Genomic DNA, 17,564 nt, shown 5'->3' with positions numbered 1-17,564 from the left:
GGCCGCGATGACGATTCAGGATGCAGGGGCGGCCCGTCCGGCGGGCCGGCCGCGTAGCGAAAAGGCCGAGAAGGCCATTCTCGAGGCCACCCTCGACCTCATCGGTGAGGGCATGGGCATCTCCGAGCTGTCGATCGAGGCGATCGCGGCCAGGGCCGGGGTCGGCAAGACGACGATCTACCGGCGCTGGTCGAACAAAGAGGACCTCGTGGTCGACGCGCTGGCCACGCTGAAGGCGCCGGTGCCGCCGCTGGCGGGCGAGTCGGTGCGCGACGACCTGGTCACGCTGCTCGACCAGATGCGCGACGAGTCCGGACATGTCAGGACCAAGTGTGTGATGAACATCGCGCTGAGCGAGTCGGACCGGTATCCGCACCTGTTCGAGAAGTTCAGGAAGATCGCGATCGAGCCACGCCGGGCGGCGATGCGCCAGGTCCTGGAGCGGGGCATGGCCAGCGGCGAGCTCCGTTCCACGCTGGAGATCGAGCTGGCCATGGCCATCCTGACCGGCACGATGGTCTGGTTCACCAAGTGGGGCGACACCTCGGACCGCGGCCCCGAACTGGCCGAGGGCATCGTCGACCAGGTCCTGGCCGGAATCGCCCCCTGACCCGACCCACCTAGATCGCGCCCTGAGCCACTCTTGATCGGCCCCCCTGAACCATCCCTCGATCGCACCCCGAACCTATCCCTTGCTTGTACGGCGGGCGATCCGCCGTACCAGGGGGCAGGGAACGGCGGTGTCCGGCGGGGCGGCCCGCCGTACGAGGGGCGGGGAATGGCGGTTCCGGGGCTGGGCAGAACGTGAGCAATGTTCTAGTCTCGCGGCCATGCCCCCCATGCGCAGGATCGTGGCCTTAGGCGCCCTGACATTAGGGCTCCTGTTACCCGCCACCGCCGCACTGGCCCACGAGGAGCGGAAGGTCACGCTCCCGGACGGCAGCGGCAGTGTCCCGGCCCACCGGCAGGCCGAGCCCGATCTGCTGGTCTGCAAGAGCGACCGGCCCGACTTCGAGCGCCGCGTCGAGAACTTCCCCGCGGCCCTCAAGCAGCGAAACATCCAGCTCTACGAGTTATGTCAGCAAAAGGGCGTCAGAAACCTCCAGGAAGCCATCGACAAGGTCGACAGGCCGGGCATGGCGATCGCCATCCTTCCCGGGCTCTACCTGGAAGAGCCCGGCAGGGCCGCCCCCACCGGCGCGTGCGCGAACCTCCCCGCCCGCTGGTCCAGCTGGGGCTACCAGATCCTCTCCTTCGAACAGCAGCAGGCCTGCCCGCACAACCAGAACCTCGTCGCGATCCTCGGCAAGAAGGATCTGCAGATCGAGGGCACGGGCGCCGGGCCGCTGGACGTGGTCATCGACGCGGAGTACCGCAAACTCAACGCCATCCGCGCCGACCGCACGAACGGCATCTACTTCCGCAACTTCACCGCCCAGCGCACCACCTTCAACTCCCTGTACGTCCTGGAGACCGATGGCTTCGTCATCGACAAGGTGCTGACCCGCTGGAACGACGAGTACGGCTTCCTCACCTTCGCCAGCGACCACGGCCTCTACACCGACTGCGAGTCCTACGGCAACGGCGACGGCGGCCTCTACCCCGGCAGCGCCTCCAACCTCAACGACGGCCGGGGCCACGAGGTCCCCCGCTACGCCATCGAGATCCGCCGCTGCAAGAGCCACGACAACGCGCTCGGCTATTCGGGCACCGCGGGCGACTCGATGTGGGTGCACGACAACGAGTTCTACGACAACATGGTCGGCGCCACGATGGACAGCCTCTGGCCCGACCACCCCGGACTCCCGCAGAACCACGCGAAGTTCGAGAACAACAAGATCTACAACAACAACCGCGACTACTACCGGTACACACGCGACGGCACCTGCGCGAAGCCGCCCGCCGAACGCGGTTACGAGAAGGGCGTGGTCTGCCCCCAGGTCGGCGTGCCACCGGGCACCGGCATCCTGGTCGCCGGCGGCAACTACAACGTCTTCAGGAACAACCGGGTCTGGGGCCACGCCGGCAGCGCGTTCCACCTGTTCGGGGTGCCGGCGTTCATCCGGGGCGAGGAGGCGCTCGCCAAGCAGGCCGACACCTCCAACCACAACCGCTACGAGGGCAACGTCTTCGGCGTCAGCCCGACCGGCGAACAGCGTCCGAACGGGCGGAACGTGTGGTGGGACGGGCAGGGCACGGGCAACTGCTTCCAGGCCGACACCGGGGCGTCCTCACCACAGGCGCTGCCGGTGTGCGGTGCGTCGGCGCCCGGGGTGTCGGGCGGGTCGCATCGGTGGGTGGCGGAGCCGGTCAAGATCCTCAAGCTGTACCTGTGCTCGGACTTCTCGGCCCAGGACGCCCAGCTGCCGGCGGGGTGCGACTGGTTCGGGGCCGCGGGGCTGGGGAAGGTGGAGACGCAGCTGGCGTTGGGGGGATCGTTGGTGCTGGGGTTGCTGGCCCTGCTGTTCTGGTACCGCAACCCGATCCGCCCGCCCGCCACGACATCGCCCAAGTCGGCCTTCGAAACGCAGGCACTCCCCATGCCACCTCCCGAGACACCAAGCCCTGAAGAGAGCGCTCCCGCCGTGGTGGCGGATGCTCCGGGTGCGGCGAATGCTCGGGTCATGGCAGACCCGATGGTTGCGGATGCGTCGGGCGCCCCGGACACGGCGGATGTTCCCGGCGCGATGGACACGGCGGATGTTCCGGGCGCGGTGGACGCCCTGGACACGACGGGCGCCGCAGACCCGGCGGTTGCGGGTGCTTCCGTGGGTGTCGGGAGGGTGCTTGTGGTGGGGACCCTGGTTGGGGTGGCTGGTCTGGGGCTGGATGTGGTGGCCGCTTCCGCGGACTCGCCTCTGCTGACGGCGGTCGCATTGGCCGGGGTGGCGGTGTGGCTGGTCTGTCTGGGTGCTGTCGCGCGGCGGGTCCGGCCGGTGTTCGGGTGGTTCACGGTGGTGCTTGGGGTGCTGACCGCGGCCGACGCCTTTGATCGGGCGGTTCATCTCATTCCACTCATTCCGCTGGGTCCCGGCTGGGTGCGGGGGCTGCTCACCGGGGTCTGGGTGTTGTGGGCGGTGGTGGTGCTGGCGCCGCGCCGCCGTACCGGGGAGCGGGGGGTGGTCGGGTGAGGTGGCTGTTGGTGGCGGCCGTGGTGGTGGCGGGGTGCGGGCAGTTGTCCGATACGCACCGTCGGCCGGGTAACAGCCATGAGGTGGCCACCGCGGCGCCCAGCACGGTCAACGGCGAGGTCGTGGTGCCGATCACGATCGCGCAGGGGCAGGTCAGCCCGCCGTCGGGCTGGGTGGAGATCAGGAAGGGGCAGCCGGTCGCCATCACCGTGACCAGCGATGTCTCGGACGAGGTCCACGTGCATGGTTATGACGTCGAGGCCGAGCTTCTGGCGGGTAAGGCGGTTACGGTGCGGTTCACGGCGGATGTGGCCGGGGTGTTCCAGGTGGAGACGCATGAGAACAAGCTGGTGCTCACCCAGCTGGCGGTGAAGTGAGCGGGATCCTGGCGCACGGGGTCGGCAGCCGGGGTGACCTGCCGATCCCGCTGTTCTACGCGTATGCGGGGGCGTTCGCGGCGCTGGTGGTGTCGTTCCTGGCGCTGGGGCTGCTGTGGCCGGACTCGCGGTTTCGGGGTGAGGTCGCTGGACGGGCGCTGGCGCTGCGCCTGCCTGCTGTGTCGCGGATGTTGCGGGTGATCACGCTTCTGGTGGTCGGGTACACGGTGGGGTGGCTTGTTCTGGGGCCTGAGGAGGGGAACGCGGGGCCGCATCTGGTCTATGTGATCTTCTGGGTGGGGCTGGTGCCGGCTTCGCTGGTGTTCGGGCCGGTGTGGCGGGTGCTGAGCCCGTTGCGGCTGCTGCCGGACCGCGCCCGCCGGCCGCTGCCCCCGCGGCTCGGCTACTGGCCGGCCGCCGCCGGGCTGCTAACGTTCACGTGGGTGGAGCTCGTCTCGCCGGAGCCGGCCGCGCCGTACACGCTGCTGGTCTTTCTGCTGGTGTACGGCGGCGCGCAGATCCTCGCCACGCTCCGGTACGGCCACGCGTGGCTGGCCCGAGGCGAGGCCTTCGAGGTGTATTCAACGCTGATCGGGCAGCTTGCCCCGTTCGGGCGGCGGGGTGACGGGCGGCTCGTGCTGCGCAATCCGTTCGACGGGCTGGATGCCGTCCAGCCGGCGTCTGGGCTGGTCGCGACCGTGTGCGTGCTGCTCGGGAGCACCGGGTACGACGGGTTCTCCGGCGCGCCGGTCTGGGTGGACGCGCTGCAGTCGGGTGCGGCGGGCCGGGTCGTGCTGGGCACGGCGGGGCTGGTGGGGGCGATCGTGCTGGTGACGGCGCTGTACGCGGGCTGTCTGTGGCTGGCGGGGCGGATCGGCGGCGCGCGCGGGCTGGCGCCGAGGTTCGCGCACTCGCTGGTGCCCATCGCCGTCGGCTACCTGGTCGCCCACTACTTCTCGCTGCTGGTGATCGAGGGGCAGCGCGCGTTCGTGCTGGCGCTGGGGCTGCGGGCCGAGGTGGACCTGGAGGCGGTGGGGCCGGGGACGATCGCCACGGTGCAGGTGCTGGCCATCGTCATCGGCCACGTCGCGGGGGTGGTGGCCGCGCACGACCGGTCGGTACGCCTGCTGCCGCCCGCGCGGGCCGTCGCCGGCCAGATCCCGATGTTCGTGCTCATGATCTGCTACACGATCGGCGGCCTGACCCTGCTGCTGGCCGCATGAGGCGGGCACCGGTCCAGCGGCGCAGCGCCGAGCGGGTCGAGCGCATCCTCGACGCCGCCGCCCGGCTGCTCGACGAGAGCGGCTACGAAGGGCTCAGCACCCGCCGGGTAGCGGCGGTGACCGGGCTGCCGATCGGCTCGGTCTACCGGTACTTCCGCGACAAGCGGGAACTGGCCGACGCGCTGGCGGCGCGGAACCTGGCCGCGTTCGTGCGCCGGGTGCGCGGGCGCGGGATCACGCACTGGGAGCCGCTGGTGGAGGCGGTGGTCGATGAGTACCTGGAGATGAAGCGGACCGTGCCGGGGTTCGCGGTGGTCGACTTCGGGGCGAACGCGGAGGTGGCCGAGGCGCTGGCGGAGGTGCTCGCCGTACAGGCTGGGCTGGTTTGTGACAGTGGTGTGCTGCTCGTCGCGGTCGAGGCGGCGGACGCGCTGCTGCGCGCCCACCACGACGAGCCGCACCTGATCGCCGAGACCAAGATGATGCTGCGCGCCTACCTCGCGCTGCGGCTAGACCAGGCTGCTCCAGTACGTCCAGAAACGGATGGTGATGAGCGCGAGCACGGCTAGGTACCACAGCGTCAGCACGATCACGTGGTTGCGCGCGAAGGGGCGGGCGAGGTTCCTGAGCGTGACGTAGAGGAAGATCGGGATCGTCACCGCCCACACGACCATGCAGTACGGGCAGAGCGCGCCGATCACGTAGAGGCTCTGATAGATCAGCCAGTGCACGAACACGACGCCCGCGGTGACCCCGATCTGCAGCCCCGCCCAGAACCACCGCTTCAGCACCGCCCCGGCGAGCAGCGCGACGCCGGTGGTCGTGACGATCGCGAACCCGGCCACGCCCAGCAGCGGGTTGGGGAAGCCGAACAGCTCCGCCTGCGGCGTGGACATGATCGAACCGCACGACAGGACCGGGTTGATGCTGCAGCTCGGGACGTACGCGGGATTCTTCAGCAGCGCGATCTTCTCGACGGCCAGCACGAACGCCGCGACCAGCCCGATCCCGCCACCGATCAGCAGCAGGTACGGCAGCAGCCGGGGGAACGGCTCCGCCCGCTGCTCACTTGGCGAGAGCCGCATCGATGGCCGCCTTGATGTCGTCGGTGGACTTGGGCTGGAGCTTCTGGCCGTTCAGGAAGAACGTCGGGGTGCCCTCGACGCCGAGCGCCTGCCCGTCGGCGACGTCCTTGTTGATGCGGGCCAGCGTCTCCTCGGCGGCGTAGGCCTTGTCCCAGGCGGCCATGTCCAGGCCCATGCTCTGCGCGAACTCCCTGAACAACTTGTCGGCCGGGGTCTGCTTCTCCGCCCACTGCTTCTGCGTCTGGTACATGCGCTGGTACATGGCGTCGAAGCGGCCCTGCTTGGCCGCCGCCTCGACCGCCCGCGCGGCGCGCTCGGCGTTGAAGTGGCTGGCGATCGGGAAGTAGCGGGCGACGAAGGTGACCTTGCCCTGGTACTGCTTGCGCAACTGCTCGATCACCGGGAACGCGGCGCCGCAGGCCTCGCACTCGAAGTCCAGGAACTCCACCAGCGTGACCTTGCCGTCCGGGGCGGTCTGGAGGCGGTGGCTGTCGGCGCGTACCACCTGGGCCTGCTCGGCCGGCGCCTCCCCGCCGGACCTGCTGACCACCAGGACGGCGGCGACCACGACCGCGAAGACGGCGATGGCGGTCAGGACGAAGGCGGTGTTGCGCTTCCTGGCGCGCAGGCGGTCGTCTTCCTCGCGCATGGCCTCGACCTTGGCGCGGCGCGCCTGGGCCCGATCCTGCTCGTCCGACACGTGGCCTCCCTGGAGTTTCTACGTCACGTAGAAAATTGGATTTCTACATAGCGTAGAAGACAAGGGCAGTGGTCGGTCCCCCGGTTCACACAACATCGGGCTACCCGGGCTCAGCCGGGCCAGAAGGTGACGCAGGCCACCGGGGCGACCAGCACGGCCAGCGGGCCGCTCATCAGGGCCAGCGCGGCGGTGTACACCGCGGCCGGGACCCATCTCCGGCCCCGGGACGTGCCGAGCAGGCGTTCCACCCGCTGCACCACACCCTCGTCGGCCAGCCCGAACGCCACCTCGGGCCCCTTCGGGGCGGCCATGAGCACGATCGCGCGGGCCAGCGTGCGATCGCCGCTCACCTGCCGGGCCCGATCGTCGGCGAGCATCTCCAGCAGCACAGGTACGGCCTGCCGCGCCGCCTTCACCACAGGCAGCCAGGGAAAGGCGGCGGCCAGCGCCGCGAACGGCATCAGGAACAGGTCATGCCTGCCCCGCGCGTGGGCCCGCTCGTGCGCGAGCACCGCCCGGAGTTCGGCGGGGTTCAGCAGATCGAGTGCCCCGCGGCTCAGCACCACCCTCGACCGCCATCCGGGCACGCAGTAGGCCACCGGCTCGGCGCCCGGCAGCACGTACACCTCACGATCGATGGGCAGACCCACGCCACGCCCGTCGACCGGCACGCCCATGTCGCGCTCGTCGATCCGGTCGGCCAGGATGTCCACGAGCGTGCGCTGGCGGCGTTGCCTGGCCACGGTCCTGACAGCGGTGCGGGCCGTGTGTGCCACGAGCCAGGCGATCAGCGCGGCCGACCAGGCCAGCGCCAGGTTGTGCCCTGGACCGAGCCCTGCCAGGCCGCGCCCGTCGACCACCTGATGCCCGAACGTGTGCATCCCATGCGGAAAGGCCGCCGCCAGCGGGGCGACCGCCGCGACCAGCCCCACCCCCACGGCCCCGAGCCCACCGGCCAGCGCGATCGCCTGCCACAGCACCAGCGCCGCACGAGGATGCCGCCGCGCCCACTCCGCCCCGGCCAGCGCCGAGGCCACCCGCCCGCCGAACACCACCGGCAGGAGCGCCACCCCGGTCACGACCAGCCAGAACGTCACGACCCCCCGCCCCTGACCGAACCACTACGATCCGCCGTCAGAGCTTCCGGGGTCGCCGTAAGGTCGGGGCGGTGCGTTTCCCCGGGCGTCGTCAGGTCGGGGCGGTCTGTCAGGGCGGCGCGGAGGGCGGCGGCCACCTCTGGTGAGACCGCGCCCACGAACCGGTTCACCGCCGCTTCCACGTCACCGGCCTCGTCCAGTGCCTCCCGCATGGCCTCGGCCACGAAGGCGTCCTTGCCGGCCGCAGCACGGTAGAGATGCGCCCGGCCGGCCCGTTCCCTGGTCGCCAGGCCCTTGCGCGACAGGCGTACCAGCACGGTCAGCACGGTCGTCACGGCGGGTGAGGAGGGCAGCGCGGCGGCGAGGTCCTGGGCCAGGATCCCCTCCGGGTGCGCCCAGAGGGCCTCCATGACCGAGCGCTCCAGGTTGCCGAGCCGCACCGCCGTACCCCTCTCGCGAGATTCTCGCTCTACGGTAGACGCTCCTCCGCGATGGCCGGAGCCGGCCGCCCTCAAGGGCCTTTCCTGGGGGGATAAATCCGCACAAAATGCGTCTATGACCGGCCATCTGCACGTGTACACGACAGTGGACAGCGCCGATGCGGCCGAAAGCCTGGCCCGCGACATCCTGGGCGCCCGACTGGCCGCCTGTGTCCAGATCATCGGGCCTGTCCGGTCCCTGTCCTGGCGGGAGGGAGTGCTGGACGACGCCCAGGAATGGCAACTGCTGATCACGACGCCCGCCGCCGACTACCCCGCCCTGGAAGCGCACATCGGGGTCAGCCACGGCTATGCGACCCCGGAGATCGTGGCCACCGAGATCGTCGCGGGCAGCGCCGCGTATCTGCGCTGGCTCGATGCTCCCGACCAGGGGCTCTCACAGAGGTGAGGTCGTGGCGACCGTCTCCTCGCGGACCGGGGCGGGCGCGAAGGCGGCCGGGCGGCGCCGCCACAGCGGGAGGGCGATGAGCACCATGACCACGCCCACCAGGCCGGCCGCGGCGAACGCCCACGCGGGGCCGTACCCGTCGATGATGGCGCCCGCGATCGGCGCGGACGACGCGCCCCCGATCAGCAGCGCGGTGCCGTGGAAGCCCATCGCCTCGCCCCTGGCCGCGGCCGGGACCCAGCGGCTGGCCGTGTCGACGGTGCTGGACAGGGCGGGCGCGCACAGGATGCCCGCCGGGACCAGGGCGAGCAGCAGCAGGCGCCAGTCGCCGCCGGCCAGCCCGACCGGGATCGTCAGCGCGCCCATCAGCCCGATCAGGAGCAGCGGCGAGAAGCCCCGCGACAGGCCGCCGTAGACGAAGCCGCCGGCCAGCGAGTAGAAGCACCAGATCGCCACCGCCAGGCCCACCCAGCCGACGTGGCCGGCGTTCTTCATCGTGGCCACCATCGCGAGCTCGGAGGCGGTCAGGATGAACGTGGCCGCCGCGGTCGTGCCCAGCAGCGCCACGAACGCGGGCGTCAGCCACTGCCGACGCGGCACCTTGACCTGCTCCACCAGCAGTTCCTCGGCCGAGCGGGTGGGCGGGTTGAGCAGGGTCAGGGCGGTGCCGGAGCCGACCAGGCCGACGGCGACGACCGTCATCGTCCACGTGCTGCCGAGCGTCGTGACGCCCGCGACGGCCAGCGCGGGCCCGGCCATGTACGCCAGCTCGACCAGCATCGAGTCGAGCGAGAAACCCATCCGGCGCTGCTCCGGCGGCACCAGGGCGGCCAGGCACTGCCTGATCACGCTGAACACCGGCAGCGCCAGCAGCCCGGCGACCGCCGCCGCGACCGCCAGCACGGGGAACGGCAGCGCCCACGCGGTGGCCCAGAACACCGCCTGGGCGAGGGTGGTGGTGATGAGGACGGGACGCAGGCCGTATTTGTCGACGAAGCGCCCCGACAGCGGCGAACCCACCGCCATGCCGACCGTGCTGGCCATCGTGACCAGGCCGGCCTTGGCGAATCCGAGGTCGAGGGAGTATGCCACGTGCAGGGTCAGCGCCATGCCCGTCGCCGTGGACGGGACACGGGCGAACAGCCCGATCAGCAGCAGGTTCCGGACACCGGGCAGCCGCAGCAGGCGCCGGTAAGGCTCGATCGCCATGATTGTTACTTACCTCCGACCCCTATTGTGACGGGTCGCACTGACAGTTTCCGCCCGGATGAGGCATCATCGATGGTGTCCGGGTACGCCACTGGGGCGACTCGAGGCTTTGTTCAGGAGGGTTGTTCCATGTCCTCTCTGTATGGCGGCGTCACGGGCCGCCGGGTCACCATCCGCGATCTGGCCCAGGCCAAGGAGCGTGGCGAGAAGTGGCCCATGCTCACCGCGTACGACGCGATGACCGCCCGCGCGTTCGACCGGGCCGGGGTGCCGGTGCTGCTGGTCGGCGACTCGGCGGCCATGGTCGTCTACGGCTACGACTCCACCCTGCCCGTCACCGTCGACGACCTGCTGCCGCTGACGGCGGCGGTGGTGCGCGGGTCCTCGCGCGCGCTGGTCGTCGCCGACCTCCCGTTCGGTTCCTATCAGGCCTCGCCGGCGCAGGCGCTGGAGACCTCGGCCCGCTTCATGAAGGAGGCGGGGGCGCACGCGATCAAGCTGGAGGGCGGGCGCCGCGTGCTGCCGCAGGTGGAGCTGCTGGTGTCGGCCGGGGTTCCCGTCATGGGGCATCTCGGGCTGACCCCGCAGTCGGTCAACGCGCTCGGCGGCTACCGCGTCCAGGGGCGCGGCCAGTCGGGCGACGAGCTCATGGCCGACGCCAAGGACCTCGAACGGGCCGGCGCGTTCGCGGTGGTGCTCGAATGCGTGCCCGCCGAACTGGCCGAGCGGGTCACGACGTCGCTGTCCATCCCGACGATCGGCATCGGCGCCGGTGACGCCACCGACGCCCAGGTCCTGGTATGGCAGGACATGATGGGACTGACGGAGCACCCGGCCAAGTTCGTGAAGGCCTACGGCACGCTGGCCGCCGACCTCGACCGCGCCGCCCGCGCGTTCTCCGACGAGGTGGTGTCGGGCGCGTTCCCGTCCGCCGAGCACACCTACACCTGACGTCCACCTGACGTCCACAGTTCCGCAGGGCGGTACCTGGAGGCGGCTCCCGGCGGCCGGGCTGGCATGATCTGAGCCATGACAGACGTGAGCGGGCTTTCGATCGGCATTCTGGGCGGCACCGGAGACCAGGGCAAGGGGTTGGCGCGGCGGTTCGTACTGGCCGGGCACACCGTGCTCATCGGGTCACGCAGCGCGGAACGAGCACAGCAGGCGGCCGAGCCCATCGGCGCGCGGGGCGCGGGCAACGCCGAGGTGGCCGCCCAGGCGGACGTGGTGATCGTGGCCGTCCCCTGGGACGGCCACAAGGAGCTGCTGGAATCCCTCCGCAGCGAGTTGTCCGGAAAAATCGTGATCGACTGCGTCAACCCGCTCGGCTTCGACAAGCAGGGCGCCTACGCGCTGCCCGTCGAGGAGGGCAGCGCCGCCCAGCAGGCCGCCGCCGTGCTGCCGGACAGCCGCGTGGTGGCGGCCTTCCACCACGTCTCGGCCGTGCTGCTCCTGGACGAGACGGTGGAGAAGGTCGACCTGGACGTGCTGGTCCTGGGCGAGGACCGCGAGGCCACCGACACCGTCCAGGCGCTGGCGTCGGTCATCCCGGGCGTGCGCGGCGTCTACGGCGGCCGCCTGCGCAACGCCCACCAGGTCGAGGCGTTCACCGCCAACCTGATCTCCATCAACCGCCGCTACAAAGCTCACGCCGGCCTCCGCATCACCGACGTCTGACGGCTTCCGCGCCGACGCATCCCTTAAGGCTCTCGCGCCGACGCCTCTCTTATGGCTTCCTCGCCTACGCGTCTCTCAAGGCGCCCATCCCGTACGGCTCCCGCCACCAAGACGCCACCCTCCGACGTGAGCGGCCCCCGATCATCGGGCGCTTCTCACGTCGGACGTGGTCCCCGCCGCCACGAGGCACGTACACCGGCCAAGTGGTTCACAACCACCCGGCATCCTCGGCGATCCGCACCGCGTCGATCTTGTTACGGGCCCCGGTCTTGGTGATGGCCGAGGTCAGGTAGTTCCGTACCGTGCCCGGCGACAGATGCAGCCGCCCGGCCGTCTCCTCCGCGCTCACCCCCTGGGCCGCCTCCCGCAGGACCGTGGTCTCGCGCTGGGTCAGGGGGCTCTCGCCGTACTCCATGGCCGAGCTCACCAGTTCGGGGTCCAGCACCCGCAGCCCCGCGTGCGTGCGGCGGACCGCGTCGGCCAGCCGCTCCCCCGGCGCGTCCTTCACCAGGAACGCGGTGATTCCGGCGGCCAGCGCTCTGCGCACCTGGCCTGGCCGGCCGAGCGCGGTCAGCACCAGGATGCGGCACTGCGGCAGCCGTTCGCGCAGTTCGGCGGCGGCGGTGATGCCGTCCACGACGGGCAGGTCGATGTCGACGATCGCCACGTCGGGGCGGTGTTCCAGGGCGGCGGGCACGATCTCGTCGCCGCGCGTCACCTCGGACACCACCGCGAGGTCGGGCTCCAGCCGCAGCAGCGCGGAGAGCGCCGCGCGGATCATGAGCATGTCTTCGGCCAGCAGCACCCGGATCACGCCGGCACCTCCACGACCAGCCGGAACGCGCCGCCTTCCGCGCGCACGGCGACGGTGCCGCCGGCCTGCCCGGCGCGCTCGGTCAGGCCGGTCAGCCCGCTGCCGTCCTCGCTGGGCGCGTCGGGCGCGCCGTCGTTGACGATCTCCAGGCGCAGCCGGCCCGCCTGGGCCGCCGTGGTGATGGTGCAGGTCGTGGCGGCGCTGTGGCGCAGGACGTTGGTGATGCCCTCGCGTACGGCCCAGGCCAGCGCCTCCTCCGACGCCCGGGGCGGCACGCGGTCGGCCAGGTTGACCTGCACGCTCACCCCGGACGCCTCCAGCAGCGAAGCGGCCCGTTGCGTCTCGCCCCGGAGCGTCAGCTCCCGGTAGCCGCGGGCCACCTGCCGTACGTCCTGGGCCGCCTCCCTGGCCACCTTCACCAGGTCGCCGACCTCGGCGCGGGCCGTACCGGGATCGCGGTCCATGAGACGGGCGGCCAGATCGCCCTTCAGCGCGATCGCGGTGAGGCTGCGACCGAGACCGTCGTGCAGGTCGCGCGAGATGCGCAGCCGCTCCTTCAGCACGGCCGCCTCGGCCAGCCCGGCGCGGGCCGACTCGAGTTCGCGGCTGACGGCGACCAGGCGGACGACGACGTACACGATGATGCCGCTGATCGGGATCGTCACCGCGTAGAGGGCGGCGACGACGGGGATGTTCAGCGTGACCATGATGCCGCCCGCCTGCACCACGGTCATCAGCGCGAGCAGCGGACCGGCCGCCCACAGCGGCAGATACAGCAGGAGCGTGCCGGCGAGCAGCTGCGCGGTCACCCCGGACCACCCGCTCGGCAGGAACGGGTCGGGCAGGTAGGTCGCCACGGCCTGGAACACGACCGTCAGCGGGAACAGCGGGGGCCGCACGCCCCGCAGCGCGGCCCGCATGTTGAGGAAGTGGGGGATCCAGCAGCCGGCGAGCGCGGCGAGCACGAGCAGGGTGACGTCCATGCGGCCCGAGCTCAGGTAGATCAGGCCGAGCATCGGATAGCCGACGGAGATCACCGCGATCAGCCAGGTGGCGAGGCGTTGAGCGGAGGAAGCGGTCATTGTCCGACAAATCTACGAGCGCCGCGGCTCCCAGCGAAACCAGAGCCGGATCGCGACCAGCCCGGCGAGCGTCCAGAGCGCCAAGTTCAGGGCGGGCGCGGCGAACTCGCCGGTCTTCATCGCGTGTACGGCGGCGCTGGTCGGCAGCAGGTCGAAGACGGAGCGCACCCAGGAAGGCAGCAGGTCGAGCAGCGGCCCCATCGCGCCGGCCCCGACCCCGCACACCAGGAACACCGGCACCGTCATCGCCGCGGCCAGCTCCGCCCGCGGGATCGCCGCGGTGTAGGCGGCGCCGAGCACCGCCACGCAGACCGCGCCGCCGAGCGTCGCCGCGACGAAGACCACCGGATTGTCGGGAAACGGCACGTCCGCCACGAACCGCACCGCCACCAGGCAGCCGACCACGAGCGCGACCGTCTGCGTCACCGTGCTGGCGATCTCCCCTGCCAGGATCTGCCCGTCGGTCAGCATCGTCGAGCGCAGCCGCTTGAGCACGAGCTGGTCGCGCCGCATGGACAGCGCCACGGCGATGTTCATGAACCCGGTGATCGACAGCACGAGCGCGGTCGAGCCGTAGAAGGTCTGGGTGGCCCAGGCGACGCCGTCCGCCTGGACGTGCCGCATGAGCAGCGGCATCCCGACGGTCAGGCCCACCGGCGTGATCACCGACCCGGCCAGCATGGCCTTGTCCCGCCAGAACAGGCGGGCGCCGAGCTTGTAGGTGGCCGCGAGGCTCATGAGGTGCTCCTGTCGAGGAAGAGGTCTTCGAGGGTGGCGGCGCGTACGTCGAGGCCGGTCAGCCGCAGGCCGCGCCCGGCCGCCCAGCTCAGCAGCGTCTGCGCGGCCAGGTCGGGGTCCTCGGCGCGGCAGACGGCCAGCTCGCCCTCGAGCGTGACCGGCAGCGGCAGCTCGTCGGGTGCGACGCCGGGCGGCATCCGGAAGGCCACCCGGCCGCTCTGGGCGGCCAGCGTCTCGGCCATGCCGCCCGCGGCGACGATCGCGCCGCCGTCCAGGATGGCCAGCGACGAGGCCAGCCGCTGCGCCTCCTCCAGGTAGTGCGTAGTCAGCAGCACCGTGGCGCCATCGGCGGCCAGGCCGCGCACCAGCTCCCAGGTGTCGCGGCGGGCCTCCGGATCCATGCCGGTCGTCGGCTCGTCCAGAAAGAGCACCTCGGGACGTCCCAGCGTGGCCAGCGCCAGATCCAGCCGCCGCTTCTCCCCGCCCGAAAGCTGCCGCACCTTGGTGCCCGCCTTGTGCGCGAGCCCCGCCAGCCGCAGCGCCTCATCGCGCGGGCGGGCCGCCGCGGTGAAGTCCCGCCAGGTGTCGACCGTGCGCGCCACCGTCAGGTCCGGGAAGAACCCCGCCTCCTGCAACATCACGCCGGTACGGCGCCGCGCCTCTCCCCGCTGCCCCGCCGGATCGAGCCCGAGCACCCGCACCGTGCCCTCGTCCGGCCGCTGGAACCCGGCCAGCACCTCGACCGTCGTCGTCTTGCCCGCGCCGTTGCGGCCCAGCAGCGCGAAGATCTCCCCTTCCGCGACCTCGAAGGAGACGCCCTTCACGGCCTCGAACGCGCCGTAGCGCTTGACGAGGCCGGATACCTGGATGGCTGTCATGCCTCCGATCGTCGCGGGGTCAGCGTTCGGGGAACAGTGAAGAATTCACGATCCGCAGCAGCGTGTCCGCGACCCCTTCCGGGTCGACGACCTGGTGAAGGTGGGCGCCGGGCGCCCGGGTGACCGGCCAGCCGCGGGCCGCCGCCCGCTCGGCCACCTTGTCGTACGGCGGGCCGTACCAGAGAAAGCCGCACGGAACCCCATCCCAACCGGCCGGGACCGGCACACGCTGGGTGTAATAGACCAACGGCAGCCGAGGCTGCTCCTCGACCACCCGCCGCCTGACCTCGGGGTCGGGCAGCATCGGGGCGACGTCCTCCTCGCTCCACCAGTCGGTCCAGCGCGGCAGCAGCCCGTCATCTCCGGCGAGATCCCGAAGAAACGGCAGGAACGCCTCCTCCGCCGTCCTGACCAGCCCGTCACGTGGCGGCAGATGGGCGTCCGCGAACACGCAGGCCACCACCCGCTCCCCCAGCCCCTCCTTCACGACCGGCAGGAACAGCCCCGCGTTGCTGTGCCCGACCAGCACCAACGGCCCTTCCTCCGGTACGGCCGCGCGCACCGCCTCGACCACCCTGGGCCAGTGCGGCGGACCGCCCTCGGTCACCGCGGTCAGATCCGGCACCACGGCCCGCCTCCCCCGCCGGCCGAGCGCCTCCGCCACGGGCCGCCACGTCGAAGGACCTACCGAGGGGCTGTGCACGAGCACGAAGATCGCCTGCATGCCCGCCACTTTCCCACGCCCGCAAACCCCACCGCCCCGATATCGCTCCCAGCGTGACCCCCGTTCCCTGGCTACTTCACTGCCTGGGTAACCCAAGGCATTGGCTACCCGGGTCGGGGGTTACCCGGAAGGGCGGCGCCCCTGGTGAGGGTGACAAAGCCCGCCGACCGCCACGGCAACACGGACGTCACCCCGTGGAAGAGCCTCAGCTGGACGAGCGGCCTGAGAGGGCGAGGCCCGCAGGGATGCCCACGACCCGGAGGGATGGCCCGCGAGGGGTGTCCGAGAGGGCGTGGTCCGGCAGGAGTGAGCGGAGGCGCAGGCGGGAGCGGGCCGGAGGAGGGAGCGGGAGCAGGAGCGGGCCGGAGGAGGGAGCGGGAGCAGGAGCGGGCCGGAGGAGGGAGCGGGCGGGACGAGGGAGCGGGAGCAGAGGCGGGAGGGGGGTGGAGGAGGGGGTTGGGGGGTTAGACGATTAGGGCGTGGGTGGTGGTGGGGTGGTGGGTGCCGTCGTAGGAGTGCCAGGCGGCCGACAGCCCGGCCACGGCACGGCTGAGCTCGCGGGGCGTGAACAGGAAGTGCAGCCGCGTGTAAGAGCCCTGCCCGCCCACCGGGTCGAACGCGCGCCCGGGCGGGATGGCGACGCCGTGGCGCAGGGCGACCTGGGCGAAGGCGTCGGTGTCGCCGTGCGGCAGCCGTACCCAGATCGTCTGGCCGCCCTGGGCCGGCTCGAACGACCACGACGGCAGCCACTCCCGCAGCTCAGCGCACAGGTGGTCGTGACGCTCACGCAGTACGGCGGTGCGGTCGCGGCGGATCTCCGGCAGGCGGCGCAGCAGCGCGACGGCGGCCAGCTGGGAGACGGCCTCGCCCGCCAGGTCGTGGATGGCGCGCAGCCGGGCCAGGCGGGTGGCGAGCGGGGCGGCGGCGCGGATCCAGCCGATCCGCAGGCCGCCCCACACGACCTTGCTCAGCGAGGCGATGGTGATGATCTGCTCGCCGGAGGTGAAGGAGGCCAGCGGCGGCGGGGTCTCGCCGGAGAAGCACAGTTCGGCGCAGACCTCGTCGTCGATGAGCGGCACGTCGTGCTCGGCGGCGAGCGTGGCCAGGCGGCGGCGGGTGGGCACGTCCATGACGGCGCCGGACGGGTTGCTGGCGGTGGGGACCGTGTAGGCGAGGGCGGGGCGTGCGCGCAGCGCGCCGGCCACCCCGTGTTCGGCGCCGCGTACGACGGCGGCGGCGTGCCGGAAGACTTCCAGCGCGCCCGGGTAGGTGGGCGTCTCGGTGAGGACGGTGTCGCCGGGCTGTACGAGCAGGCCGGTGAGCAGTGAGAGCGCCTGCTGGGCGCCGTTGGTGACGACGATCTCGTCGGCGGTGGTGGGCAGGCCGCGGGCGCGGTAGTAGGCGGCGATGGCCTCGCGCAGCGCGGGCTGGCCTGCGGGGTAGTAGCCGAGGTCGTGGGGGCGGGCGGCGAGCCGTTCCGCCGCCTCGGCGTAGGCCTCGACCATGAACGGCGGCGGCACGTCCGGTGCGGCGCAGGTGAGGAGCTGGACCCCGTCGGGCGGGTGGAGCATGTGCTGGATCAGCGGATTGGCGGGCACGCCGTCGACGACGCGGGCGGCCGACAGCTGGGCGGCGGCGACGCGGGTGCCGCTGCCCTGGCGGCGTACGACGCGCCCTTCCTGCTGGAGCAGGTCGTAGGTGGCCACGACGGTGCCCCGGCCGACGGCCAGGAGCTTGGCCAGCACCCGGTCGGGCGGCAGCAGGTGGCCGGGCGGCAGGACGCCGTCGTCGATGAGCGCGCGCAGCCGGGCCGTGAGCAGGAGGTACAGCGGCCCCCGGCCGGTGGCCCACCGGCCGAGCAGATCCACCAGATTGGCTCCATCCATGGACCAATTCTCCACCATTGGATCTGACATTGCAGGACATTTCCGGAGATGCTGT

At 71.7% G+C, this 17,564-nt stretch carries 19 protein-coding genes; 8 read left to right on the top strand and 11 right to left on the bottom strand.

Annotated elements, in window-relative coordinates; all coding sequences use genetic code 11:
* Positions 1 to 7: 7 nt before the first annotated feature.
* The 5 genes from HNR40_RS39250 (at position 8) to HNR40_RS39230 (ending at position 5,300) form a co-directional block, all read left to right on the top strand.
* Positions 8 to 610 carry a TetR/AcrR family transcriptional regulator gene (locus HNR40_RS39250; RefSeq protein WP_184970700.1) on the top strand — a complete coding sequence of 201 codons (603 nt, stop codon included), beginning with the start codon at positions 8 to 10 and terminating at the stop codon, positions 608 to 610.
* Between the two features lie 220 nt (positions 611 to 830).
* Complete coding sequence (locus tag HNR40_RS39245) at positions 831 to 3,131, top strand: right-handed parallel beta-helix repeat-containing protein (RefSeq protein WP_221341362.1); 2,301 nt, start codon at positions 831 to 833, stop codon at positions 3,129 to 3,131.
* 11 nt (positions 3,132 to 3,142) lie between these two features.
* On the top strand, positions 3,143 to 3,508 hold the full coding sequence (locus HNR40_RS39240) for a cupredoxin domain-containing protein (protein ID WP_184970698.1): 366 nt from the start codon (positions 3,143 to 3,145) through the stop codon (positions 3,506 to 3,508).
* Complete coding sequence (locus HNR40_RS39235) at positions 3,505 to 4,731, top strand: hypothetical protein (protein ID WP_184970697.1); 1,227 nt, start codon at positions 3,505 to 3,507, stop codon at positions 4,729 to 4,731. The genes HNR40_RS39240 and HNR40_RS39235 overlap by 4 nt, the downstream gene beginning before the upstream one ends.
* Positions 4,728 to 5,300: a TetR/AcrR family transcriptional regulator gene (locus HNR40_RS39230; RefSeq protein WP_184970695.1), complete on the top strand. Its 573-nt coding sequence runs from the start codon at positions 4,728 to 4,730 to the stop codon at positions 5,298 to 5,300. Before HNR40_RS39235 ends, HNR40_RS39230 begins: the two co-directional genes overlap by 4 nt.
* On the opposite strand, the gene HNR40_RS39225 is transcribed toward HNR40_RS39230, so the two are convergent.
* The 4 genes from HNR40_RS39225 to HNR40_RS39210 form a co-directional block, all read right to left on the bottom strand.
* Positions 5,241 to 5,816, bottom strand: coding sequence for a vitamin K epoxide reductase family protein (locus HNR40_RS39225; RefSeq protein WP_184970693.1), 576 nt, complete (start codon positions 5,814 to 5,816; stop codon positions 5,241 to 5,243). The genes HNR40_RS39230 and HNR40_RS39225 overlap by 60 nt on opposite strands.
* Positions 5,797 to 6,516 carry a DsbA family protein gene (locus HNR40_RS39220; protein ID WP_221341361.1) on the bottom strand — a complete coding sequence of 240 codons (720 nt, stop codon included), beginning with the start codon at positions 6,514 to 6,516 and terminating at the stop codon, positions 5,797 to 5,799. The genes HNR40_RS39225 and HNR40_RS39220 overlap by 20 nt, the downstream gene beginning before the upstream one ends.
* A 110-nt stretch (positions 6,517 to 6,626) precedes the next feature.
* A complete protein-coding gene (locus HNR40_RS57560) occupies positions 6,627 to 7,613 on the bottom strand; it encodes a M56 family metallopeptidase (protein WP_184970691.1) in 987 nt (328 codons plus the stop codon).
* Positions 7,610 to 8,053, bottom strand: coding sequence for a BlaI/MecI/CopY family transcriptional regulator (locus tag HNR40_RS39210; RefSeq protein ID WP_184970689.1), 444 nt, complete (start codon positions 8,051 to 8,053; stop codon positions 7,610 to 7,612). Before HNR40_RS39210 ends, HNR40_RS57560 begins: the two co-directional genes overlap by 4 nt.
* A 115-nt stretch (positions 8,054 to 8,168) precedes the next feature.
* Between HNR40_RS39210 and cutA the strand changes: the two genes are divergently transcribed.
* Positions 8,169 to 8,501: a divalent-cation tolerance protein CutA gene (gene cutA / locus HNR40_RS39205; RefSeq protein ID WP_184970687.1), complete on the top strand. Its 333-nt coding sequence runs from the start codon at positions 8,169 to 8,171 to the stop codon at positions 8,499 to 8,501.
* On the opposite strand, the gene HNR40_RS39200 is transcribed toward cutA, so the two are convergent.
* A complete protein-coding gene (locus HNR40_RS39200) occupies positions 8,490 to 9,710 on the bottom strand; it encodes an MFS transporter (RefSeq protein ID WP_184970685.1) in 1,221 nt (406 codons plus the stop codon). The genes cutA and HNR40_RS39200 overlap by 12 nt on opposite strands.
* 129 nt (positions 9,711 to 9,839) lie before the next feature.
* Between HNR40_RS39200 and panB the strand changes: the two genes are divergently transcribed.
* Both panB and npdG read left to right on the top strand, forming a co-directional pair.
* Positions 9,840 to 10,661, top strand: a complete 822-nt coding sequence (gene panB / locus HNR40_RS39195; protein ID WP_184970683.1) for a 3-methyl-2-oxobutanoate hydroxymethyltransferase — start codon at positions 9,840 to 9,842, stop codon at positions 10,659 to 10,661.
* A gap of 78 nt (positions 10,662 to 10,739) precedes the next feature.
* Positions 10,740 to 11,387, top strand: a complete 648-nt coding sequence (npdG, locus tag HNR40_RS39190) for an NADPH-dependent F420 reductase (RefSeq protein ID WP_184970681.1) — start codon at positions 10,740 to 10,742, stop codon at positions 11,385 to 11,387.
* Between the two features lie 208 nt (positions 11,388 to 11,595).
* Here the strand turns inward: npdG and HNR40_RS39185 are convergent, their stop codons facing one another.
* From HNR40_RS39185 to HNR40_RS39160, 6 genes are all read right to left on the bottom strand, one after another.
* Complete coding sequence (locus HNR40_RS39185) at positions 11,596 to 12,201, bottom strand: response regulator transcription factor (RefSeq protein ID WP_184970679.1); 606 nt, start codon at positions 12,199 to 12,201, stop codon at positions 11,596 to 11,598.
* Positions 12,198 to 13,283, bottom strand: a complete 1,086-nt coding sequence (locus tag HNR40_RS39180) for a sensor histidine kinase (RefSeq protein ID WP_184970677.1) — start codon at positions 13,281 to 13,283, stop codon at positions 12,198 to 12,200. Before HNR40_RS39180 ends, HNR40_RS39185 begins: the two co-directional genes overlap by 4 nt.
* 12 nt (positions 13,284 to 13,295) lie before the next feature.
* The gene (locus tag HNR40_RS39175; RefSeq protein WP_184970675.1) at positions 13,296 to 14,021 is read right to left on the bottom strand and encodes an ABC transporter permease; all 726 of its coding nucleotides are present in this window, start codon (positions 14,019 to 14,021) and stop codon (positions 13,296 to 13,298) included.
* Entirely contained in the window at positions 14,018 to 14,899 is an 882-nt protein-coding gene (locus HNR40_RS39170; protein ID WP_184970674.1) for an ABC transporter ATP-binding protein, read from the bottom strand. The genes HNR40_RS39175 and HNR40_RS39170 overlap by 4 nt, the downstream gene beginning before the upstream one ends.
* Positions 14,900 to 14,918: 19 nt before the next feature.
* Entirely contained in the window at positions 14,919 to 15,623 is a 705-nt protein-coding gene (locus HNR40_RS39165) for an alpha/beta fold hydrolase (RefSeq protein ID WP_184970672.1), read from the bottom strand.
* 464 nt (positions 15,624 to 16,087) lie between these two features.
* Positions 16,088 to 17,509, bottom strand: coding sequence for an aminotransferase-like domain-containing protein (locus HNR40_RS39160; RefSeq protein WP_184970670.1), 1,422 nt, complete (start codon positions 17,507 to 17,509; stop codon positions 16,088 to 16,090).
* Positions 17,510 to 17,564 lie beyond the last annotated feature (55 nt).

The sequence above is a fragment of the Nonomuraea endophytica genome (assembly GCF_014203235.1).
Taxonomy (GTDB): domain Bacteria; phylum Actinomycetota; class Actinomycetes; order Streptosporangiales; family Streptosporangiaceae; genus Nonomuraea; species Nonomuraea endophytica.
The sequence above is the reverse complement of the archived record's forward strand: the minus strand, read 5'-3'. Positions and strand labels throughout refer to the sequence as shown.